Raw genomic sequence first — 22,207 nt, 5'->3', positions numbered from 1 at the left:
CTGCCAGCAAGCGTCCGCAACCTCACCCTGCGTATGGCCGCCGAGCGCACCTTCAGCTCCAACTGCGGGCGTGTGCGAGACCTGCCTCAGGGGAGCCCGGAGCGTACCGAAGGACATGCCGGTGGCGGCATGGTTGTCTCGGCACTCTCAGACATTCGAGTGTCCACCGGCGGCCCGGTCGTCTCCTGTCGTTAGCCTGCGCCCATGCGACTTCTGATGGAAGGCACTGTGGATCGGGTGGTGGTGCTGTTCGGTTCGGGGACGGATCCGGACCCACAGCTCACCTGGGCTCGTGGTGTCACGCTCCTCGGCGAGGACGGCACGGACGCCGAGTTGAACAGTGCGGCGCCGGTTGGGGTGGTGGGCTCGTCCGTCGCGGGCCTGGATGCGTTGGCTTTCGCCGCCCGTCACTCGCAGCTGGTGGATCGGGTCGTATTACTCGCCACCCCGATCCCCGAAGACGAGGGCTCCCTCGGGTTCGAGCTGTCTGACGTCACCGCCAAGACCTTGCTGCTGTTTGGCGCGAAAGACCCGCTGACCGGCTCTCGTCATGGCGTTTGGTGGCAGAAGCGACTTCCCGACGCGAGACTGGAGATGAATCCGCAAGGCGGACACGAACTGCTCGTGCCCATGTGGAAACGGGTCCTGTCCCACCTTGCCCCACACTGCAAGCGCTAGAACTGGCTCAGAGCCACTCGTGATCGCGACGATGCGGAAGCTGGCCTGCTGGCGAACGGCAGGTTTGTCGTACCGGGTCGCCATGGCGCGGTGGCGGCCGTACGACGGGGTGGTGGGGTGATGTGTGACCGACCAGGCGGCGTACTCAGCCGCTTACCCCGACGGCGATGATGAAGCCGCCGATCAGGATCATCATCGTGGCGCCTAACGTGGTGGAGTGAGCGGCGATCCACGCCTTTGCCGAGAGGAGGCGGGGTTCCATCCGGCGCGGAAACAGGATCGTCGCGACGATGGGAATGCCTACGGTGCAGGTGGCGAGCACGGTGTAGAAGACCATCAGGCCGAGGTCGTCGTGGAACACAAGGTTCACCCCGGCGATCGCCAGGCCTGCGGCCGCCGCCAGGAGGATCGCTTTCGGACGCAGGTTCAGCGCCAGGCCGATGCCGAACACGGGCAGGATGCCGAACGTACCGATGCTGTCCAGCCAGCCCGGTCCACGTCCGCTCCCGGCGCGGGACCGACGCGCGAGAGTCACCACGCCCAGCAGCACGAGGGCACTGCCGATCACCACCTCCAGCTTCGCGACGAGGGCGTCATGTTCGCGCGGTCGTCCGGGAAGCGCCTGGCCGGCCACAGTCGCCAACGCGACGGTGGCGAGCGTGCCGAACACTGTGCCGGCCAGGAAGGCCAGTCCGGAACGGCGGCGGCTCTCCGACAGCAGGATGAAGATGGTGGCGGAGATGGGGACGCTGCTCAGCGCCGCCGCGAGGGCCAGCGGTAGCAGCTGAAGCAGCGCCTGCCCCATCGCGTCTCCGATCTCGACCCCACGACGAGGCTTCCGGATTGGGATACGGCCGTCCCGTCACCGGAAGTATCGCGCATCCAGCACGCAATGCCTCAGCGGAAGGCCGCGGCAAGAAGTCAGTAGCTCGAGTCTCGCCGGAACATGACGGGACGGTCATCACCCCAGCGGGTCGGTGACACGGGCGTCGCGGTGAAGTCATCCAGGCTGTACGACGCACCCGGCCAGACGGCGTGACCGCGGCTCGAACAGGCGGTCGCCGGGTGGCGCAACGGCTCCAGAAGGTGGTCACGATCGGGCCGGTCATGCGGGGGTGGGTGGTGACGCTGAGGGCGTCGTACCAACCGAAGGAGGTCGGGCGCGGATCAGGAGGTCGGGGCGGGCGGGGGCTTGTACAGTTCCTGGACAGCGACGTCGATGTCCCCGCCGCCTACCTCGACGGGCTCCATGTACAGGCGCGCCGCGGCGACCGAGCCGTCTCGCACGATCAGGATCGTGACACCGCGCATCGCGAAGAGTGAGCCGTCCGTGTGGTGACCGCGCCAGTCCCACTCGCCCCACTCGGTCTCTCCGTCCACCGAAGAGGCAATCAACTCCGAGACAAAGTCCGGCACACCCTCGAACACCGACGACCAGTTCTCCAGGACCTGCGCACGCCCACCAAATTCACGGTTCGGGTGAAGCGGTTGGACGCTCTGGTAGTCCTCGGCGAACAGGGACGCCACTGCCCGGGCATCATGGGAGTTCGTCGCATCCTTGAGCCGTTCGAGCATGGTCGTCATATCAACGAAACCTAGTCCGCGACCACGGTCGACGTAAGGCCGCGCACCTGAACCGCCATGTCCGGACCCACAACACTGCCGGGGGGGCGTCTTAGTGAGTGTCGAGGGCGCGGACGCCGGGGCCGGTGGCGGGATCTCGGCCGGCGAGCCAGTTGTCGGTCACCTGCGCCAGTTGGCGTGGGTGGCTGAAGTTGATGGCGTGTGCTGCGCGCTCGATCACCACCACGCTGACATGCGCCCGCCCACCGACGTCTCGCACGCGATCCGGCCCCGGCATGAGCGGATCCCGGCCGCCCAGAACAGCGAGCGACGGAACAGGCGCATGCAACAGGCGCTCGAGGGACGGGAACCGGGTGAGTTCGTGAAATAGCCGCAGAGCATTCAAAGGCCCGAACTTCACATAGTCGGGCAAGGCGACGGGCACCATCCGCGGGCTCTCCCGGATCACATCGAGTCCGAGCTGGCCGAGCGCTCGCGGAAGTGGCTGGTTCTGGATTCCACCGGCCGGAGAGACGAGAACCAGGCGGTGCACCCGTTCGGGCGCGGCGTGGGCGATCTCGAGGCCGATGGGACAACCCATCGAGTTGCCCAGCAGAACCGCGGTGTCGATGTGCATCTCGTCGAGGACGGCGAGGAGCGTCTCCGCGAGCTCGGGGATACCGAGCACGTGCGCGCCTCGTTCGCTGCGACCGTATCCCGGCAGGTCGGGCACCACATTCACTCGACGCCCGGCCAGTAGCCGGGCGGTCGGCATCAGGTAGCTGCCGGAGATGCCGAAGCCGTGCACATGAACGATGGGGACGTCAGGTGTATCGCCGAGACTGCGGCGATAGTAGACCAGTCGACCCCGCACCCTGATGTACCCGGCGGTCCACCCGCCGTCTGTGCACCTATCAGAGAGCACCCGGCTCACTCCTTCGACCGGTGTCCGGCAAGTGTCGGACGGACGAGGGAGAGCAGCCATCATCCGAGGCGGATGATTGCACGGCCGGCGAGGCGGAGGCCCTGTTGCTCGGTTGAGTAACAGGGCCTCTGGGGCGGTGACGTCGCCAGGGCGTCTACTTGACTTCGGACTTTGTGACCAGGTGGAGGCCGAGGAGGGCGGGTAGGAGGAGCCAGGTCGAGGTTGTGACCGCGACGTTGGCCCACTGCTCGGCGGTGAGGGTGCCTTGGAAGAGGGCGGCCTGGGCGTAGTTGAGGTCGACCCATGGCTGCAGGTGCCGGAACCAGTCTTGGCTGGTGGCGAGGATGCCGGCGACGGTGGGCAGCAGCAGCGAGTAGACGAAGTACGTCACCAGGGCCGCCGCCGAGCTGCGGATCAGCATGCCCAGCATGGTGCCGGTCAGCAGACAGAGGAGGCTGCCCAGCACGATGTTCAGGCCCTCGGCGAGCGACACGTCCCACACCATGTCCGTCCCGGCGATCGCGGTTCCCACCACGTTGCCGATGGCTCCGATCACGAACGCGAACAGCATCGAGGCGATGGCCACGGCGACCGAGGAGATTACCTTGGCCGCGATCACGCGGTTTCGGTGCGGGACCAGCGTGAACGTCGTCAGGCCGGTGCGTTGGCTCCATTCGCCGGTGATCGACAAGATCGCGATGATCGGCAGTACGACCGTCATCGGGAATCCGATCGCCTTGGCGAAGGTGTAGTAGGTGAGGTCCGCGTCGGGGGCGAACGCGATCGTCCCGATGGTGGTCAGCAGGGCGGTGATGACGATGCTCGCCATCAGCCAGAAGCCGGAACGGGTGTCGAACATCTTGCGCAGCTCGACCTGGACGACGCGCGAGAGGGGCACCGGGAGTACGTCGGCGCGCTGCTCGTCGACGGCGTCGATGGCGATGGCGGTCATGCGGCTTTCCTTTCTCGTTGGGTGTCGGCGGTGAGCTGGAGGAACATCTCCTCCAGTCCGCCGTCGGCGGTGCGCAGCTCGATCAGAGCCACGTCTGCCTCGTGCGCCACTCGTCCGACCCGTGCCGGGTCCGCGTCGGTGCGCAGAGCCCCGTCATCCGAGACAGTGGTGTGAAGACCGGACGTGTCGAGCGCCCGCTTGAGCGCGTACAGGTCCACTGCGCGGACGACCGTGCCCGCAGACTGCAGGAGCTGCGTCTTCGAGCCCTGGCAGACGATCCTGCCCTTGCCGATCATCACGATGTCATCGGCGACGACCTCGATCTCGCGCAGCAGGTGCGAGGACAGCAGGACGGTTCCGCCCTGGTCCGCGTAGTCGCGCAGCAGGTCCCGCATCCAGCGGATGCCGGCCGGGTCGAGTCCGTTGGCCGGCTCGTCCAGGATCAGCACCGCGGGGGCGCCGATCAGGGCGGTGGCGAGGCCGAGCCGCTGGCGCATCCCCAGCGAGTAGTTGCGCACCCGGCGGTTCGCCTCGGTTTCGGTGAGGCTGACCAGCTCGAGCATCTCCGCGACCCGATGGCCGGGTAGCCCCATCGTCCGCTGGGCGATGGTGAGGATCTCGCGGCCGGTACGGCCGGCATGCTGGGCCGAAGCGTCAAGCATGACGCCGACCTCTCGCCCTGGGTTGGGAAGGTCCGCGAACCTTCGACCGGAGATGGTGGCACTCCCCGCAGTGGGTGCGGTGAGGCCGACCATCATGCGCATCGAGGTGGACTTGCCGGCCCCGTTCGGACCCAGGAAGCCGGTCACCCGGCCTGCTGGCGCAACGAAACTGATGTCGTCCACGACGGTGCTGGCGCCGTACTTCTTGGACAGAGAGTCGATGGTGATCATGTCTCAAACGCTAGGAACGCGGCGGCGTCAGCGCGTCGTCACGAGGTCGCGCTTCAGTCCGACCAGCCGACGAGTTGTGGGTCCTACTCAGGTAGGACCCTCAGCGAGAGTCGTCGGGCCGGGTCTCGGACGCGTCGAACAGGCCTGTCTGGTAGGCGAGGACGATCGCCTGTGCACGGTCGCGCAGCGCGAGCTTTTGCAGCAGGCGGGTGACGTGTGTCTTGACCGTCGTGTCGCTGATGAACAGCTCGTGCCCGATCTCGGCGTTGGACAGACCGCGCGTGATCAGGCGGAACACCTCTGTCTCCCGGGTGGTCAAGGTGTCCACGGCCTTCGGCGGAGCCTGTCGTTGGAGTCGGGTGAAGTGCTGGATCACCCGTTTGGTGATGGCGGGCGAAAGGAGAGCATCTCCGGCGGCGACGGTTCGCACAGCGGCGATCAGCTGCTCGGGAGGGTCGTCCTTGAGGACGAACCCGCTCGCGCCGGCTCGCAGTGCTTGGTACACGTAGTCGTCGAGATCGAACGTGGTGAGGATCAGGATCCGCGCGGACGCATCGGCGGCGAGGATCCGTCGGGTCGCCTCGAGCCCGTCGAGCTCCGGCATGCGGATGTCCATCAAGATGACGGTCGGGTGGAAGCGGGCCGCCTGGGCGACCGCCTCGAGGCCGTTGCTCGCCTCCGCCACGACCTCCAGGTCGGGTTCGTCGGCGAGCAGCAGCCGGAACCCTGCCCGCACCATCGATTGGTCGTCCACCACGAGGACACGGATGGTCATCGGGCACCGTGATCCAGCGGGAGCTGCGCGCGAAGTACGAAGCCGCCGGTCCGGGATGTGCCCGCGCTCATGCCCCCGCCGAAGATCCTGACGCGCTCGCGGATGCCAACCAGTCCGTGGCCGACACCGGCGTCGGTGGAAGGACCGCCGGGACCGTCGTCACGGACTTCGAGTCGAAGCTCTGTGGCGGTGTACTGCACCTCGACCTCTGCCTGGCTCGCACGAGCGTGCTTCAGAGCATTGGTGAGCCCCTCCTGCAAGATCCGGTAGGCGGAGAGGTCGAGGCCTGGCGGCAGCGCGACCGGCTCACCGCTGATCTCGAGCCGTACGGGCAGCCCCGCGGCTCGTACGTCGTCCACGAGTGCGTCGAGGTTGCCGAGTCCCGGATGCGGTAGGAGCTCGAGTTCGTCGTCGTCATGTCGCATGGCGTTGAGCAGACGGCGCATCTCCGCGAGTGCCGTGCGTCCGGCTTGCTCGACGTTCGTGAGGGTCTCGCGGTCCTCCGTGTCGGTCTCGGGCATCCGGTGGCGCACGGCCCCCACCTGCAGGACCATCACGCTGACGGCGTGCGCGACGACATCATGGAGCTCTCGCGCGATCCGTCCGCGCTCCTCGGCCACCGCGACGCGAGCCGCCGCCTCCCGCTCTCTCTCGGCCCGGCTCGCCCGCTCCTCGGCGGCCTTGGTCTGCTCGGTTCGCTCCCTGAGCGCGTAGCCGACGAGCCAGCCGATCGCGAACAGCACCGGCGTGAAGATCACGTCGCCTCGCGCGTGATTCGGATCGTTGTAGATGACGATCGCCGCACCGCCGAGCACGATCGCCAGGCCGAGCCTTGCCTGCCTGTCGCGCGGCAGGTTGCCGAGCAGGAGGGCAGCACCCATTCCGGCGAGGAAGAGCCCGGCCTTGTCGACGATGAGCAGGCCGTCCACGAAGGAGAGCGCCGCACTCCACAGCCAGGTGACCGCCGGTGCGCCGAAGGGGAAGCGGCGTCGCGCGAGCAGGGTGAGAACGATCGCGCTGACCGCGAGCACTTCGAACAAGAGCAGGGGGCCGGTCGGGTGACCCGGGTCGTCGCGCCGCGCCGTACTGATCGCACTCTCGACCGCCGCGATCACAATCAGGACGTCGAGGCCGTACTTCGAGAAGAACAGCCGCGCTCGGCTCACCCCGTCAACGTACGTCACCACGATCGTCGTCGCGTCCTACCAAGGTCGCACGGCCACTCATCGCTTGGTGCCCCCGTGAACAAGGCCTTCCGACGACGCGCTCCGGGGGGACCCGCCCATAGCGTCGTGAACACCAAGGATTGCTGAGGACGAGCCTCAGCCCGCGGAAACGAATGAGTGGGCGACATGACGACATCCGACACCACTACCCGGGCAGTCCACATCCCGACCTGGTCGCGCGGCACTGTGCTGAAGGTGTGGGCAGCGGCAGCCCTTCCCATGGGAGTACTCGCCTGGGTCGTCGCGCCCGCTCTGGCGCACGCTTTCTCGGGGCCGATGGCCCTTCCACAAGCACTCATCGTGTGCCTCGCGGCTGGATTGATCTGGCAGTTCGTCCTCGTTCTCATCGTCGTACGACGCGAACAGGGCACCTTGCGCTGGCCAGTCGTCAAGGCCGCACTGTGGCTCAACGCCCCGATCAGCCCGCGCACCGGCAAGCGCAGCAACCGGCTCTGGTGGATGGTCCTGCCGCTGACGGCTCTGCTGGCCCTCGAGGAAATGTTGCCGTCTCTCCCTACTCCGGTGTCCCGCGACCTCGGTCTGCTGCTCGGATCCGACAGCGGGCAGGCGTGGATGTCCGGCAACTGGATCTGGTTCGCCCTGCTCGTCATCGTGTTCATCTTCAACACCGCTCTCGGCGAAGAGCTGTTGTTCCGAGGTCTGCTACTGCCCCGGATGGGGACGTTCGGCCGAGCCGACTGGCTTGTCAACGGCGTGCTCTTCGCCTGCTATCACCTGCACGAGCCATGGGTGATCCCGCAGACGTTCCTGGTCGACACGTTCGCCGAGGCGCTGCCCTCGCGCCGCTGGCGCAGCTCCTTGATCGGCATCGCGGTCCACAGCTCACAAAGCGTCTTCTTCTTCGTGATCGCGCTCGCACTCGTCCTCCGCTGACACTCACGAGGCCCCGGTCTCGGGGTCGGGGCGTTGGGTCAGCCACTGCTGATAGGACTTGGACTCGTCGAGACCGGGCTCCTCGCCGGGGAGGGGCCGGTCGAAGACGAGCCGGGCGGTGGCTTCGAGGGTGCTTTCAAGCAGATCGGAAGGACCGCTGGCCTCGAACCCCAGGGTCCACCACTCTTGGCCGCTGGTGCTGACCTCGGTCAGTTCCACGTCGCACTGCGGCTCCTGGTCCAGCTCCGAGGGGCGCGCCACGATCTGTCCCCCGGCCAGTGAGAAATGGGCCATCCGCCGGCTTTTGCCAACCGGCCGCCAGCCGAGCGGGCTGCCGCTGTCCTGGTCCGCCGCGCTGACCGGGAAGGACCACTTCTGCCAGGACTCCAGGCGTCCGCGGGCGCGGCCCGCCACCTCCAGGACTCCCGGGCTCCCGTGGTACATCTTGACCTCCAGCGCCCTGCCCCCGCGGATCTTCACCGAGAGCCCGGGCAGCCGCGGATCCAGCAGGTAGCTGTCCTCGCGTGACTCCGTCCCGATCGGGAACCGCGCGAACCATCCGGCCACCGCAGCCTCCAGCCGGCCCGGGAAGATCCAGCGCACCTCCAGGCTGACTTCCTCGCCGGCCCGGCCCGCAGGCGGTTCAGCCGTCATCGCCACACGCTCCTGACGCTGGCCGGAGGCCAACATGTCTGCGGGCCGCCTACTCAGTTGCTTTCGGGCGTGGGGGTGACGGTCATCGGCAGGGCGCCGCCCTCGGCGGCCTCGAGCTCGTCCTTGTCGGGCAGTCCGCGCACGGCTCCGATGATCGCCACCGCGATGGCGGCCCCGATCAGCGGGCCCGCGATGTAGACCCACCAGCCCGTGTAGTCGTTGCCGACGATGTCGGGCCCGAGGGTGCGGGCCGGGTTCATCGACGCGCCGCTGATCGGGCTGGCGAACAGGCCGAGCAGCGCGACCGTCGAGCCGACCGCGATCGCCGCGTTGTGGCCGAGGCTGCGGCCGCCGGTCGCGGTGTTGAGGATGATGCTGGCCAGGATCGCGGTCAGGACGCCTTCCATCACGAACGACTTCCACTCCCCACCGGAGGAGGTGATCGGGTAGTTCCCGCCCGTGCTGACATCGCCGAACATCCCCTGCAGGAACAGCGCGGCACAGATGGCCCCGGCGAACTGGACCACCCAGTACGGCACCACCCATCTGACCGGAAACACTCCCCGCGCGGCGAAGGCGAAGGTCACCGCGGGGTTGATGTGCAGTCCCGACAGTGGGCCCCAGGCGTAGATCATCGCCATCACCACCGCCCCGGGCGCGATCACCGCCGCGGTCCTGCTGATCGGTGCGTTGCCCACGTAATGATTGATCACACCCGATCCGGCCGCCACCGTCACCAGGACGAGGGTGCCCAGAAACTCGATGATCAGCCGGATCCACAACGGCCGTTGCCGCAAGGTGTCTTGCTCGAACCGGATGAAGTACCGGTCTCCAAGTGCCGCCCTCTCAGCATCGGGATCGATGGCGGGTTCTGCCATGGCGCGCGTCCCTTTCGTTCTCGGCCGTCCGGGCTGGACCGCACAGGTTCGGTGTCAGATATCGGTGGTCGCTTCGGCTCTACCGTCTTCGACGGCGCTCCGGAGCGCGGTGTAGTCGCGTGCGTTCTGGTCGGCGTAGGTTTCGGCGAAGTCGGCGATCGCCTCGTCGAAGGCGCTCGAGCCGCCGAGGTAGGCGGCCAGAGCGACGCGGTCGCCGGAGCGAGCGTGAGCGCGGGCCAGGGTCCATCCGCACACGCGGGCATAGACCGCCAGACCCGAGGGGGACACGTCCTCGATCGGGAAGGAGAACTTCCAGTCCTTGAGCTGCCGGACGTAGAAGTCGCGATCCACTCCGTCCGGGCCCAGCGTGTGGGTCCAGCCGAGGAAGATGTCGCTCTCGGCCTGCATCAGGTGCTGTCCAGCGACCACGCGCTCGCCCTGGTTGGCGTACCGGCCGCGCCCGCAGTAGTCCGCCAGGACCGACGGCTGTGCCTCCTTGGCCTGCAGGAACACCGGTTCGACGCCGTCCTCACTGTCCATCAACACGATCCAGGCGCGGGTGCCGACGCTGCCCACACCGACGACCTTGCGGGCCGCCTGGACCAGCGTGAACTGCTCGAGCATGTGCCGCCGGTCGGACTGCAGGGTGCGCCGGTACTTGCCGAGCACCGCGCGGATCTGCTCGTACACCGCGCCGGCCTGTACGTCGGCGAAGACCTCCTCGACGGGGACGATCATCGGGGGGTCACTGATGATCCGCCGACGGCCTTCGTCCACCGTGGTCAGCTTGCGCAGCGCCTGGGTGCTGTCACGGGTGTGGGCCTTGGCCAGCAGCTTCTCCGTTTCCTTGAACCCTTTGGGCTTCATCTGGGACCGGAACTGCCCGATGGCGTCTTCGATGTCCAGATGCGCGTACCAGACCTGCAGGAACGTCTGTTTCGCGAACCCGCGCATCGCCTTCCGGTACGCCTTCACCCCCGTGAGGACGATCCTGCGGCGGTGTTTGCCCCGGTACCCGTTGTCCCGTCCCGCCACTGCCAGGCTCGCCGCAAGCCGCTTCACGTCCCATTCGAACGGCCCGGGCAGCGTCTCGTCGAAGTCGTTGACGTCGAAGACCAGTTCCCGCTCCGGTGAGGCGTACGCGCCGAAATTGGACAGGTGGGCATCTCCGCACAGCTGCACCCGCAGCCCCGACGTGGGCGTCGTGGCCAGGTCGGCCGCCATCGGCAGCGCGGCCCCCCGGTAGAAGGTGAACTCCGACACCAGCATCCGCCCGTGCCGGATCGGCACCAGCTCCGGCACCCGCGACTTCGCCTGCTCCAGCAGCAGGCCCACCGGATCCCGGGACCCGCCGGGCTGGAACTCCGCCTGCGACTCCCGGGGAGTGAGCCTCCGGGCGTCCTTCCCCAGCGCGACCCGGTCCGCACGGCTCAACTGGCTTCGTGTCGCGGCCCGCTTCGAAGGTCTACGGACTGCCCGCGCGGCAGGGCGCGCCGATCTGCTACCCCCAGTCTTCACAGCCATGGCTCCCCCTTCCACCCATCCCCACCCTGATACCGAGAGGGGCGGCGCGGCATCATCCCTGATGGGTGACGAGAGGCCGAGTTTCCGCCTAGAAGCTGCCGATGCCCTTGCCGATCAGTCCAACGCCGATCACGAGCAGCAGAACCGCCATCACGGTCGTGTTCTCGCGGACAAGCCAGGTGCGCAGCGCCTCGAGCGGCTGTGCCATCCGGTCGGCGGCGATGAGGTAGGCAACGATCGGTACGGCGACGGTGCAGGCGGCGATCGCCGTGTAGACGACGATGACGACCACGATCTGACCGGTGTCCAGGTCGCTCTTGCCGATGACGACGCCCGCGCCGGCGGCCATGATGAGGTTCTTGGGGTTCAGAGCTGAGAGCAGTACTCCGAGCCCGAGCCCCTTGACCGGGGTCAGCGTGTCGATGGCCGACATCCATTTCGGCAGCTCCGGCGGCGCATTGCCGCTGGGCCGACCGCGCCACTGCTTGACGGCCAGGACGAGAAGGAGGGCGCCCAGGACAAGTTTGATGATGCCCTGGACCGGCTTCGAGGCGTTGGAATCCTCCTGCGGCAGCAGGGACGACAGCAGGGTGAACGCGGTGACCGCGATGACCACGCCGGCGACCCAGCCGGCCAGGAACCCGATGCTGGTCGTCCTCGCGTTCGGTGACAGGAGCATGAGGATCGCCGCGATGATGGGGATCGGGCTGATCGCCACCCCCAACGCGAGGGGAAGGATGTCACCGATGACGCCGCCCATGCCTACCCCCGTCGGAGCCATCTCATTCGCCGGTCGAGATTCGAGCGTCAAGCGTCGGCCGTGGCCGGGCATCACCCCGCGGGGGTGATCTCGCGGCAGGTGCCGGTCCGTTCACCAAGGGCGACCGAACCACTACACCGGAGATCACCCGGCCTGGACGATGCGTCGGCCGCCGCCCGCGCGGATCGTGGAGGCGACTGAGAGGAGTCCGTCGTGTCGATCGGTGCACCGTCCTCTTCGCCGCCGACGCTGGACCCGTCGACGGTCATCCGTTCCAAGCAGTACCTGACCGCGCTGCTCCTCGCCGCGATCCTCGGGATCCCGATCTCGGCCGCCGCGTACGGTTTCCTGGCGCTGACCAGCAAGATCCAGCAGGCCGTGTTCGACGATCTCCCGAAGCAGATCTTCACCGGGGGTGCACCCGCATGGTGGCCGGTGCCCTGGTTGGTGCTGTGTGGACTGTTGACCGGGTTGACCATCCGGTACCTGCCCGGCAACGGCGGCCACTCACCGGCGTTCGGGTTCAAGGCCGGTGGAAGTCCGCCGGTCGACCGGGACCTCCCCTGCGTCATCCTGGCGGCCCTGACCACCCTCAGTCTCGGCGCCGTCCTCGGCCCTGAGGCTCCCCTGATCGCCATCGGTGGCGGCCTTGCGGCGCTGACCGTGCATCTCGTCAAGAAGGACGCGCCACCGATGGCGCTGACGATCATGGCGGCAGCCGGCAGCTTCGCGGCGATCAGCACCCTGCTCGGCTCTCCCGTCCTCGGCGCCTTCCTGATCATGGAGGCCGCCAGCGTCGGGGGTGCGACGCTGAGCTTGGTGGCGCTGCCGGGACTGCTGGCCTCCGGCGTCGGCGCGCTGGTCTTCGTCGGCCTGGACAATTGGACCGGACTCGGCAGCTTCTCGCTGGCCCTGACCTCAGTGCCGCCTGCGGTGGACCCGACAGTGGCCACCATGGCCTGGGCTCTGGTCATGGGCGCGGCCGGGGCACTACTGGGCTGGGTGATCCGCTGGATCGGGCTGTCGCTACGTCCGGTCGTCCACATGAACCGGGTGCTGGTGACCGCGGGCCTCGGCCTGGTCATCGGCCTGACCGCGATGGCCTACCAACTGATCTCCGACCACAGCTTCACCGAGGTGTTGTTCTCCGGCCAGGATGCTCTGCCGTCGCTGGTCGCAAACGCCGCGGACTATTCGGTCGGCGTGCTGATCCTGCTCGCCGCCTGTAAGACGTTCGCGTACGGGCTCTCGCTGAGCGCATTCCGCGGCGGACCGGTCTTCCCCGCCATGTTCACCGGCGCGGTGCTGGGTATCGCCGCGAGCGGGTTGCCCGGCATGAGTCTCGCGCCGGCGATCGGCATGGGCATCGGCGCCATGTGTTCCGCGATGTTGCGGCTGCCGATGACCTCCACGCTGTTGGCCACCCTGCTGCTCGGTGCGGACGGTGTGAAGGTGACACCGCAGGTCGTGGTGGCCGTGGCGGTGGCATTCGTCGTCACATACATGCTCCCGACTCCGGGCAAGGACGCGGGCGCACCTGCTGGCGGTACGCCGCGATCGAGAGGAGACACAGGTGAGTGAGACCGGGATGACAGCGACCGACGCAGAGCGTCCGCCGTACGTGCTCTCGGTGGACGAGGTCGTCGCCGCGGCCGGCTCCGATGCCGTTTCCGGGCTGACCGGGAGTGAGGCGGGCAGCCGGCTCTCGACGTACGGCGCGAACGAGATCGCCGCGGAGAAGCCGCCCTCGGCCTGGGCCATCGCGGCGCAGCAACTGCGCGACCCGATGAACATCATGCTGATCGCCGTCGTGGTCGTGAGCGTCCTGATCGGGGAACTCTCGACCGGGATCATCGTCGCGTTGCTGATCCTGCTGAACGTCGGGCTGGGCACCCGCCAGGAGCTCACGGCACGGGCCAGCGTCAACGCCCTCGCCGACCTACAGGTCCCGCAGGCGCGAGTGGTTCGCGACGGCGACGTGACCATGATCGCGGCCACGCAGGTGGTCCCGGGCGACATCGTCCACGTCGAGGCGGGCGACATCGTGCCCGCCGACGGCCGGATCGTCCGATCCGCGACCTTGGAGGCGCAGGAGGCCGCGCTCACCGGAGAGAGTGCGCCGATCGCCAAGGGCACGAGCCCACTGGCCTCCGCGGACGTCGGTCTGGGTGACCAGACCAACATGCTGTTCCAAAACACCTCGGTGACGCGGGGCACGGGCACGATCATGGTCACGGCGACCGGGATGCAGACGCAGATGGGCCGGATCGCGACGATGCTCACTTCGGTGACACGCACCCGATCACCGCTCCAGCGCGAGCTGGACTCGCTGACGAAGGTCCTGGGGATCGTCGCGTGGGGAGCGGTCGCGGTCATCGTCGTGGTCGGCCTGATCCGTGGGGTGCCGGGCAAGGACCTGCTGCTGCTCGGCACCGCCATGGCCATCTCGGCGATCCCGACCGGCATGCCGGCGTTCGTCTCGGGTCTGCTCTCGCTCGGCGCGAAGCAGCTGGCCGCGGCGAAGGCCGTGGTGAAGAACCTCACCGACGTCGAGACGCTCGGTGCGACGAGCGCGATCAACACCGACAAGACGGGGACGCTCACGCTGAACCAGATGATGGTCTCGACGTTGTACGCGAGCGGGTTGTGGTTCACCGTCGACGGGGAGGGATACGCCAAGAGCGGCGCGATCCGTTCGGTGGCCGGCGTACCGGTGCCGGACTTCACCCGCCTCGGCCTCGGACTGGTCCTCGACAGCGACGCGGTGGTCGGCGACGACGGATCGGTGATCGGCGACCCGACCGAGGCCGCGCTGGTGGTGCTGGCCGCGAAGCTCGGCATCGACTCCGAGGAGACCCGGCAGGCCTACCCGCGGCTGTCAGAGGTTCCGTTCGATTCCGAGTACAAGTTCATGGCGACGTTCCACCGGGTGACCGTCGACGGCGCCGAGCACGTGATCGAGCTGGTCAAGGGCGCGCCCGATGTCGTCGTCGCGCGCTGCACCCAGGCCGGCGGCCCGCTCAGCGGCTCTCAGGTCCCGATCACGGAGTCGCGGCCCGGCATCGACGAGGCCAACGTCCGGATGGGGCAGAAGGGCCTGCGCGTCCTCGCGTTCGCGGCCCGGCTGGTCTCGGACGACGAGCTGGCCACGATGACCAGCGATCCGATGTCCTTGACCACAGGGCTCTCGTTCGTCGGGCTCGCGGGCATCATCGACCCGCTGCGCACGGAGGCGAAGAGCGCAGTCGGTACGGCGCTCACCGCGGGCATCGACGTACGCATGATCACCGGTGACCACGCGGTCACCGCGCAGGCGATCGGCGAGGAACTGGGCCTTGGTCCCGGCGCGATCAGTGGCGGGGAACTGGTGGCACTCAGCGACGAGGAGCTGAAGCGGCGGTTGCCCGAGCTGCACGTGTTCGGGCGGGTCACCCCCGAGGACAAGTTGCGACTCGCCCGGACCATGCAGGAGCAGGGCCTGATCGTCGCGATGACCGGCGACGCCGTCAACGACGCGGCCGCCCTCAAGCAGGCCGACATCGGGGTGGCGATGGGGAGCGGCAGCGAGGTGACCAAGCAGGCCGCGCGGATGGTGCTCACCGACGACAACTTCGGCACCCTCGTCCACGCCGTCGAGATCGGGCGGCGCGTGTACGACAAGGTCGTCTCGTACGTGCGCTACCAGATGACGCAACTGCTCTCGCTGGTCCTGCTCTTCCTCGCCGCCACCGTGTTCGACATCAACGACGGGGCGGCGATGACTCCGTCGATGGTGCTCTTCCTGTTGTTCTTCGCCACCGCCGCCGGAGTGGTGATCATCGCCGTCGACCCCGGTGATCCCGACGTCATGCACCGTCCACCGCGCGACCCCGGCGTACCGATCACGAACCGGGGCGCTGTGGTGCTGTGGATCGTCTACGCCTTCGTGCTCTTCATCGCGGCGTTCGCACCGCTGGTCGCCGGGCCGGACGATCCGAGTACGACGCAAGGCAGCGTGTCGATGACGATGACATTCGTGGTGATGGGTCTGGGGACGATGTTCAACGCGGTGGTCAACCGGCGCGACCCGGCGAGCGGCCTGACGTCACCGATCCTGAAGGCGCTGGGGATCGCCCTGATCTCCGTTGTCCTGCTGTTCCTCGCGACCCAGCTCCCGACGATCCAGAGCGGGCTGCTCACCGTCGCGCTCAGTCCGCGTCAGTGGCTCACCTGCTTCGGCCTTGCCGCGTTGCTCCCGATCGTCGTCGAGTTGGACAAGCTGGTCAGGAGGCGCCGGCAGCGGACGCCGGCGACGGTCAGCCCGGAGCACGCCGTCGCGCCGGCTCGTGCCCGGCACACGCCTGCGACGTAGGTTCCGGACTCGTCCGCAAGGGGGGATGCAGAACGGTCCGGTGGGCGGTCGACTGATGGTCGGGCGATCTGAAGAGGTAGGGACAGGGAATGACATCTCGCGAACAGAAGATCGCGGACTTCATCGAGCCGTTCCGGGTCGAACCGGGCTCGAAGGTCAAGCTGGCGAGGGACTTCGCGCCGGACTTCAGGGGCACGATCCGGTCCAAGAAGCGCGGCCGCAAGATGCTCGACCGCGGCATCGACCTGTTGGCCGAGTATCAGTCCCGGCTGTACGCGCAGCACACCCACGGCGTCCTGGTGGTGCTGCAGGCACTCGACGCCGGCGGCAAGGACGGCACCATCCGCCACGTCATGACCGGGGTCAACCCACAGGGTGTGTCGGTGCACGGCTTCAAGGTCCCTTCCAGCGAGGAACTGGATCACGACTACCTGTGGCGCTACGGGCTGCACTTGCCGGCCCGCGGTGAGATCGGCATCTTCAATCGTTCGCACTACGAGGAGGTCCTGGTCGTCCGCGTGCACCCGGAGCTCCTCGACCGGCAGAAACTGCCGGCGGGCAGCCGCCAGGGGCTCTGGAAGCGGCGCTATAGCGAGATCAACCAGTGGGAGCGGACCCTCAGCGACAACGGCTTCAAGATCGTCAAGCTCTTCCTGAACCTCTCCAAGGAGGAGCAGCGGATCCGCTTCCTGCGGCGGATCGACCTGCGCGACCACAACTGGAAGTTCTCCTCGGCCGACATCCGCGAGCGCGACTACTGGGACGACTATCAGCGCGCGTTCTCGCGGATGCTCTCCGAGACGAGCACCGAGTGGGCGCCGTGGTACGTGATTCCCGCCGACCGCAAGTGGTACGCCCGCATCGCCGCCGGCGCGGTGATCGCCAACACGCTGATCGAGATCGATCCTCGCTATCCCAAGGTCGGCAGGGACCGGCGGAAGGCGCTGCAAGAGGTCAAGAGCGTCCTCGAGGCACAGGCGCCGTCCGGCGCGGCCGCCGATCCGTTCGCGGAAGAATAGGCCGCGCGCATGAAGACTCTGGCTCTTGACGGCGAGTGTGCCGGGACGGTCGGCTGACCACCATGGCCGCGACCGCCAAAGAACCGGATGTGAGACCGCCTGGGTGGCAGGACTACGTGCCTGGCCTGGGCGTGGCCAGGTCGTACCAACGGTCGTGGCTGCCCAAGGACATCGTCGCCGGCCTCGTGCTCTCGGCGCTGCTGGTCCCCCAGGGGATGGCGTACGCCGAACTCGCCGGGCTGCCGACCGTGACCGGGCTCTATACCTCGATCCTGTGTCTGCTCGGCTATGCGGTGTTCGGACCGTCCAGAGTGCTGGTGCTCGGTCCCGACTCGTCCCTCGGCCCGATGATCGCGGCGACGATTGCGCCACTCATGCTCGCCAACGGTGATCCCGCCCGGGCCGTCGCGCTCGCGTCGGTGCTGGCGGTGATGGTCGGCGTGGTGATGACGGTCGCCGGGCTGGCCCGGTTCGGGTTCGTGGCCGACCTGCTGTCGAAGCCGACGCAGATCGGCTACATGAACGGGCTCGCGCTGACCATCGTGATCGGTCAGCTGGCCAAGCTCTTCGGGTTCTCGGTCGATGCCGACGGGCTGCTGGCCGAGGCGGGTGCCTTCGTGTCGGGGCTCGCGGCCGGCGACGCCAACGCGACGGCCGCGGCCCTCGGGATCGGCTCGCTGGTCGGCATCCTGCTGCTGAATCGCTTCCTGCCCAAGCTGCCGAGCGTCCTCATCATCGTGGTGCTCGCGTCCATCCTGGTCAGCGCGTTCGACCTGGAGTCCCACGACGTCGACACGGTCGGAAAGCTCCCACAGGGTTTCCCGCCGTTCACGATCCCACAGGTCAGCCTTGACGACCTACCGCCACTGTTCGTCGGGGCGCTCGCGATCGCCGTTGTCGCGCTCGCCGACACGATGTCCACGGCCTCGGCGTTCGCCGCGCGCCGGGGCGACCGGGTGCGCGGAAACCAGGAGATGGTCGGCATCGGTGCGGCCAACATCGCGGCCGGGTTCTTCCAGGGCTTTCCGGTCAGCACCAGCGGGTCCCGCACCGCCGTCGCCGAGCAGGCCGGTTCCAAGTCCCAGGTGACCGGCATCGTCGGCGCCGCGACGATCACCGTGGTCCTGGTCTTCGCCACCTCCCTGATGCAGTACGTGCCGCAGCCGACACTGGGCGCGATCGTCATTGCCGCCGCACTGTCGCTGGCGGACATCGCGGGGACGCGCCGGCTGTGGCATCAGCGCCGGACGGAGTGGGCCCTGTCGATCATCGCGCTGCTCGGCGTGGCGCTCCTCGGCGTACTGCCCGGAATCCTCATCGCCGTCGGGCTGTCCATCCTCAACGTCTTCCGCCGCGCGTGGTGGCCGCACCAGACCGAGCTCGGCCGGGTCGAGGGGATCGACGGCCTGCACGACACCGACAGCTACCCCCAGGCCGAGCTACTGCCCGGCCTGGTCGTCTACCGGTTCGACGCGCCCCTGATCTTCGCGAACGCGCGGATGTTCGGTGAGAAGGTCCGGGAGATCGCCGAGGATCACCCCGGCCTGCGCTGGATCATCGTGGCCGCCGAGCCGATCACCGACATCGACACCACAGCCTCGGACATGCTGCACGAGCTGGACGCCTGGCTCAACGCGCGCGGTGTTTCCCTGGTGTTCGCGGAGATGAAGGATCCGGTGCGCGAGAAGGTCGACCGGTACGAGCTCACCCGCACGATCGATCCGGCGCACTTCCTCCCCACCCTCGACGAGGCGGTCGACGAGTACATCCGGCAGACCGGCGCGACCTGGCGCGCTCCGAGCCCCGAGAGCTGAGCGCCCTATTTGTTGTCCGGTTCTCGGCGTAGGTTGGTGGTACCGAGGATTTCCTGTGCCCTGACCCCGCTCTGCGTCCCCCCGGCGAACCATCGAAGCCGGCTCCACGCCACGAAAGGTCATCGAGCATGGATTCTCACGACGTGTTCAGCACAGAAACGGCCGGATTGGCTGATGTAGCGCCCACAGGCTTGGTGCGGCTGCATGACGGCGACCTGCTCGAGCTTGGCATCGGTGCGGTGCGCAAACGCATCGACGACGCCGAGCTGCGCATGCTTGCCTACAACGGGTCGATCCCGGGCCCGACCCTGCACGTGGACCAGGATTCGGAGATCACGGTGCAGGTGCGGAACGACGGTGACGTCGAGACGACCGTGCACTGGCACGGCCTGCGGTTGGAGAACCGGTACGACGGAGTCCCGCATGAGACCCAGAAGCCGATCCAGATCGGCGGGTCGTTCACCTACAAGCTCCAGTTCCCGGACCCCGGCCTGTACTGGTACCACCCGCACATGCGGGAGGACTTCGCCCAGGAGATGGGCCTGTACGGCGCGATCGTCGTCAAGCCGTCGGACTCGTCGTACTGGCCCGCCGTCGACCGGCAGCTCACGCTCACGGTGGACGACCTACTGGTCGAAGACGGACACATCGCGCCCTTCAACCGATCCGGGCCGACCTTCACCGCCATGGGCCGGTTCGGCAACGTCATGCTGATCAACGGTGAGACCCAGTTCTCCGGCCAGGCAGTGCAGGGAGAGGTCGTACGCCTGTACCTCGTCAACACGGCCAACACCCGGATCTTCAACGTGGCCGTCCGCGGCGCCCGGGCGAAGCTGGTAGGCGGCGACAGCGGCCGGTACGAGCGCGAGACGTTCATCGAGGCGGTATTGCTCGCCCCCTCCGAACGCGCGGTCGTCGACGTACTGTTCGACGCCCCCGGCGAGGTGCGGCTGGAGAATCGCACCCCGGACCGGGTGTACGACCTCGGCGGTTTCACGGTCACGGCCGGCGAGGGCGGCGTTGCTGCCGCGTCGTTCGACACGTTGCGGACCGACCCGGACCTCACCGCCGTACACCAGTCGATCGGCCCCGACCTCGACCGGAAACCCGACAAGGTCCTCGCGTTCCTGTCCCAGATGCCGCTCCTGTACGGCGGGGACGACGTACTCGCGTCCAGCTACGCCTGCCCGATGCACCCCGACGTCACCGCCACCGAGCCGTCGAAATGCCCACAGTGCGGCATGAAACTGGTGCCCTCCACCGCGATGCCCCAGGAGGCCGCAGCGCACGGCGGACACGATCACGGTGATGGCCTGGAGTGGGAAGACCTGATGCCGGAGATCAACCGCGCGTCGGATCCCGGCAACATGATCTGGCAACTCGTCGACCGGGAGACCGGCGACGAGAACGGAGCCATCACCTGGGCGTTCACCGTCGGCGACCGGGTGAAGATCCGGCTGGTCAACGAGATGGACTCCGATCACCCGATGCACCATCCGTTCCACATCCACGGCGCCGGTCGCTTCCTGATCCTGTCCAGGGACGACGAGCCGGAGACCAACCTCGTCTGGAAGGACACCGTCCTGGTGCGCGCCGGCGAAACGGTGGACATCCTGCTGGACGTTTCGAATCCCGGGCTGTGGATGGCGCACTGCCACATCGCCGAGCACACCGAGAGCGGCATGATGTTCAGCTTCAATGTCGCCCGTCGTCCCGAGCCGGTGTCGTCATGACGGACATCCTGGACGTGCTGGTGATCGGCGGTGGCCAGGCCGGCATGGTGATGGGCTACCACCTGGCCGAGCGCGGGCAACGCTTCCTGATCGTGGACGCGGGCCCGGCGATCGGCTACGCGTGGCGCTCGCGATGGGATTCCCTGCAGTTATTCACACCGGCCCAGTTCGACAACCTGCCGGGAATGCCTTTCCCCGCCGCGAAAGACACCTATCCCGGCAAGGACGACGTCGCGGACTTCCTGCAGGCGTACGCGGCGCGGTTCCAGCTACCGGTGCGGCTGAACACAACCGTCGAATCGCTGACCAGGAGCGACGACGGGTACGTCGTGACGGCGGGGCGAGACACCTGGAAGGCACGGCAGGTGGTGGTTGCCACCGGGCCCTTCCATACCCCGTTGATCCCGCCGATCGCGAACGACCTCGGCGCAGAGGTGACGCAGATCCACAGCGTGGAATACCGGCGACCGCAGGACCTCGCGGGCGAAAGGGTCCTGGTCGTGGGAGCCGCGAACTCGGGCTGCCAGATTGCCCTGGAGCTCAGCGCCACCCATACCGTGGAACTGGCAGCCGGCCAACGGATCCCGACGATCCCTCAGCGGCCCTTGGGTCGCGACGTGTGGTGGTGGGCGAGCGGGCTCGGCCTGGATCGGGTCACGGTCGGCTCCCGGCTGGGAAACCGGCTGGCCGGACGCGACCAGGTGATCGGCAGCGGACCGCGACAGCTTGCGAAGCGGCACGGCATCCGGATCCGTCCCCGCGTGACGGCGGCGACCGGCCGGACCGTGACCTTCGCCGACGGGACTGCCTCGGAGTACGACGCTGTCGTATGGGCGACCGGGTTCACGACGGACTACGACTGGATCGACGTGCCCGGCGTACAGGACGAACGGGGACGCATCCCGCACAACCGCGGCGTCACCTCGTCCCCCGGTCTGTACATGCTCGGCCTCACCTGGCAGCACACCAGGACCTCGGCCGTCCTCGGCTGGGTCGGGTCCGACGCGTCGTACCTCGCGGATCAGATCGCCGCCGCAGGCTCGGATCAGTCGATCCAGACCTTGCAGTCCCCACCCCGCTGATGTCGAGACTGTTCGCCAACGAGCGGGTCCCGCTCGCCTGGGGACTCGTCTGGGGCGTCATCCAGGCCGCAGCGCCTTTCGGCTTCTGGTGGCTCGATCCAGCGACCGTCTACGCCCTCTCGGTGGTGCTGATCGCAGCGGTCTACATCGGCTTCGCCGTCGCCGACGGACGACCGGCGGTCATCGCCGTCGAGACCGCCGTCGCCGGCGCGTTCGTCGTACTCGCCGCTGCGGGCATCACCGGATCGGCGTGGCTACTCGTCGTCGCTCTGATCGCGCACGGGTTCAAGGACCTCTGGCAGCACCGCACGCACTATGTCGCGAATACCCGGTGGTGGCCGCCGTTCTGCCTCGCCGTCGACTGGCTCGCTGCCACGATCATCGCGATCGCGATCGTCGCCGGCGTCTCACTCCACCAGTAACGGTTCCTTCCGGGGCACAAGACCGCGGTCTGGCGAGCCATGAAGGCGCGAGTACGCTCGGAAA

At 67.9% G+C, this 22,207-nt stretch carries 20 protein-coding genes; 9 read left to right on the top strand and 11 right to left on the bottom strand.

Features of this window, described 5'->3' with window-relative positions:
- Positions 1 to 228: 228 nt before the first annotated feature.
- Entirely contained in the window at positions 229 to 678 is a 450-nt protein-coding gene (locus OG876_RS20685; RefSeq protein ID WP_328526534.1) for an alpha/beta hydrolase, read from the top strand.
- A 145-nt stretch (positions 679 to 823) separates the two neighbouring features.
- Here the strand turns inward: OG876_RS20685 and OG876_RS20680 are convergent, their stop codons facing one another.
- The 7 genes from OG876_RS20680 to OG876_RS20650 form a co-directional block, all read right to left on the bottom strand.
- Complete coding sequence (locus OG876_RS20680) at positions 824 to 1,483, bottom strand: GAP family protein (RefSeq protein ID WP_328526533.1); 660 nt, start codon at positions 1,481 to 1,483, stop codon at positions 824 to 826.
- A 362-nt stretch (positions 1,484 to 1,845) separates the two neighbouring features.
- Positions 1,846 to 2,262 carry a nuclear transport factor 2 family protein gene (locus OG876_RS20675; RefSeq protein WP_328526532.1) on the bottom strand — a complete coding sequence of 139 codons (417 nt, stop codon included), beginning with the start codon at positions 2,260 to 2,262 and terminating at the stop codon, positions 1,846 to 1,848.
- A 91-nt stretch (positions 2,263 to 2,353) separates the two neighbouring features.
- Complete coding sequence (locus tag OG876_RS20670) at positions 2,354 to 3,115, bottom strand: alpha/beta fold hydrolase (RefSeq protein ID WP_328526531.1); 762 nt, start codon at positions 3,113 to 3,115, stop codon at positions 2,354 to 2,356.
- A 205-nt stretch (positions 3,116 to 3,320) separates the two neighbouring features.
- Positions 3,321 to 4,118, bottom strand: coding sequence for an ABC transporter permease (locus OG876_RS20665; RefSeq protein WP_328526530.1), 798 nt, complete (start codon positions 4,116 to 4,118; stop codon positions 3,321 to 3,323).
- Positions 4,115 to 5,011 (bottom strand): ABC transporter ATP-binding protein, encoded by an 897-nt coding sequence (locus OG876_RS20660; RefSeq protein ID WP_328526529.1) that lies wholly within the window; start codon positions 5,009 to 5,011, stop codon positions 4,115 to 4,117. The genes OG876_RS20665 and OG876_RS20660 overlap by 4 nt, the downstream gene beginning before the upstream one ends.
- Before the next feature lie 100 nt (positions 5,012 to 5,111).
- On the bottom strand, positions 5,112 to 5,786 hold the full coding sequence (locus OG876_RS20655) for a response regulator transcription factor (protein WP_328526528.1): 675 nt from the start codon (positions 5,784 to 5,786) through the stop codon (positions 5,112 to 5,114).
- Complete coding sequence (locus OG876_RS20650) at positions 5,783 to 6,952, bottom strand: sensor histidine kinase (RefSeq protein ID WP_328526527.1); 1,170 nt, start codon at positions 6,950 to 6,952, stop codon at positions 5,783 to 5,785. The genes OG876_RS20655 and OG876_RS20650 overlap by 4 nt, the downstream gene beginning before the upstream one ends.
- Before the next feature lie 186 nt (positions 6,953 to 7,138).
- Between OG876_RS20650 and OG876_RS20645 the strand changes: the two genes are divergently transcribed.
- Positions 7,139 to 7,906 (top strand): CPBP family intramembrane glutamic endopeptidase, encoded by a 768-nt coding sequence (locus OG876_RS20645; protein ID WP_328526526.1) that lies wholly within the window; start codon positions 7,139 to 7,141, stop codon positions 7,904 to 7,906.
- 3 nt (positions 7,907 to 7,909) lie between these two features.
- On the opposite strand, the gene OG876_RS20640 is transcribed toward OG876_RS20645, so the two are convergent.
- The 4 genes from OG876_RS20640 to OG876_RS20625 all read right to left on the bottom strand — a co-directional run bounded on the left by OG876_RS20640 (position 7,910) and on the right by OG876_RS20625 (position 11,743).
- Positions 7,910 to 8,560 (bottom strand): hypothetical protein, encoded by a 651-nt coding sequence (locus OG876_RS20640; protein ID WP_328526525.1) that lies wholly within the window; start codon positions 8,558 to 8,560, stop codon positions 7,910 to 7,912.
- Between the two features lie 53 nt (positions 8,561 to 8,613).
- Positions 8,614 to 9,438: an MIP/aquaporin family protein gene (locus OG876_RS20635; RefSeq protein WP_328526524.1), complete on the bottom strand. Its 825-nt coding sequence runs from the start codon at positions 9,436 to 9,438 to the stop codon at positions 8,614 to 8,616.
- A 54-nt stretch (positions 9,439 to 9,492) separates the two neighbouring features.
- A complete protein-coding gene (locus OG876_RS20630; protein WP_328526523.1) occupies positions 9,493 to 10,872 on the bottom strand; it encodes a DUF2252 domain-containing protein in 1,380 nt (459 codons plus the stop codon).
- Positions 10,873 to 11,050: 178 nt separating this feature from the next.
- Positions 11,051 to 11,743 carry a GAP family protein gene (locus tag OG876_RS20625; protein ID WP_328526522.1) on the bottom strand — a complete coding sequence of 231 codons (693 nt, stop codon included), beginning with the start codon at positions 11,741 to 11,743 and terminating at the stop codon, positions 11,051 to 11,053.
- Positions 11,744 to 11,935: 192 nt separating this feature from the next.
- Here OG876_RS20625 and OG876_RS20620 point away from each other — a divergent pair, with 192 nt between their 5' ends.
- The 7 genes from OG876_RS20620 (at position 11,936) to OG876_RS20590 (ending at position 22,143) form a co-directional block, all read left to right on the top strand.
- Positions 11,936 to 13,303: a chloride channel protein gene (locus tag OG876_RS20620; RefSeq protein ID WP_328526521.1), complete on the top strand. Its 1,368-nt coding sequence runs from the start codon at positions 11,936 to 11,938 to the stop codon at positions 13,301 to 13,303.
- The gene (locus OG876_RS20615) at positions 13,296 to 16,073 is read left to right on the top strand and encodes a cation-translocating P-type ATPase (protein WP_328526520.1); all 2,778 of its coding nucleotides are present in this window, start codon (positions 13,296 to 13,298) and stop codon (positions 16,071 to 16,073) included. The genes OG876_RS20620 and OG876_RS20615 overlap by 8 nt, the downstream gene beginning before the upstream one ends.
- 89 nt (positions 16,074 to 16,162) lie before the next feature.
- Entirely contained in the window at positions 16,163 to 17,092 is a 930-nt protein-coding gene (locus OG876_RS20610; RefSeq protein WP_328526519.1) for a polyphosphate kinase 2 family protein, read from the top strand.
- Between the two features lie 89 nt (positions 17,093 to 17,181).
- Positions 17,182 to 18,906 (top strand): SulP family inorganic anion transporter, encoded by a 1,725-nt coding sequence (locus OG876_RS20605; RefSeq protein ID WP_328526518.1) that lies wholly within the window; start codon positions 17,182 to 17,184, stop codon positions 18,904 to 18,906.
- Between the two features lie 128 nt (positions 18,907 to 19,034).
- Positions 19,035 to 20,639: a multicopper oxidase family protein gene (locus OG876_RS20600; RefSeq protein ID WP_328526517.1), complete on the top strand. Its 1,605-nt coding sequence runs from the start codon at positions 19,035 to 19,037 to the stop codon at positions 20,637 to 20,639.
- A complete protein-coding gene (locus OG876_RS20595) occupies positions 20,636 to 21,721 on the top strand; it encodes a flavin-containing monooxygenase (RefSeq protein WP_328526516.1) in 1,086 nt (361 codons plus the stop codon). The genes OG876_RS20600 and OG876_RS20595 overlap by 4 nt, the downstream gene beginning before the upstream one ends.
- The gene (locus OG876_RS20590; RefSeq protein ID WP_328526515.1) at positions 21,721 to 22,143 is read left to right on the top strand and encodes a hypothetical protein; all 423 of its coding nucleotides are present in this window, start codon (positions 21,721 to 21,723) and stop codon (positions 22,141 to 22,143) included. Before OG876_RS20595 ends, OG876_RS20590 begins: the two co-directional genes overlap by 1 nt.
- Positions 22,144 to 22,207: the final 64 nt, after the last annotated feature.

Source organism: Kribbella sp. NBC_00359 (assembly GCF_036097425.1).
GTDB lineage: Bacteria > Actinomycetota > Actinomycetes > Propionibacteriales > Kribbellaceae > Kribbella.
This window is presented reverse-complemented; position numbering and strand designations above follow the sequence as displayed.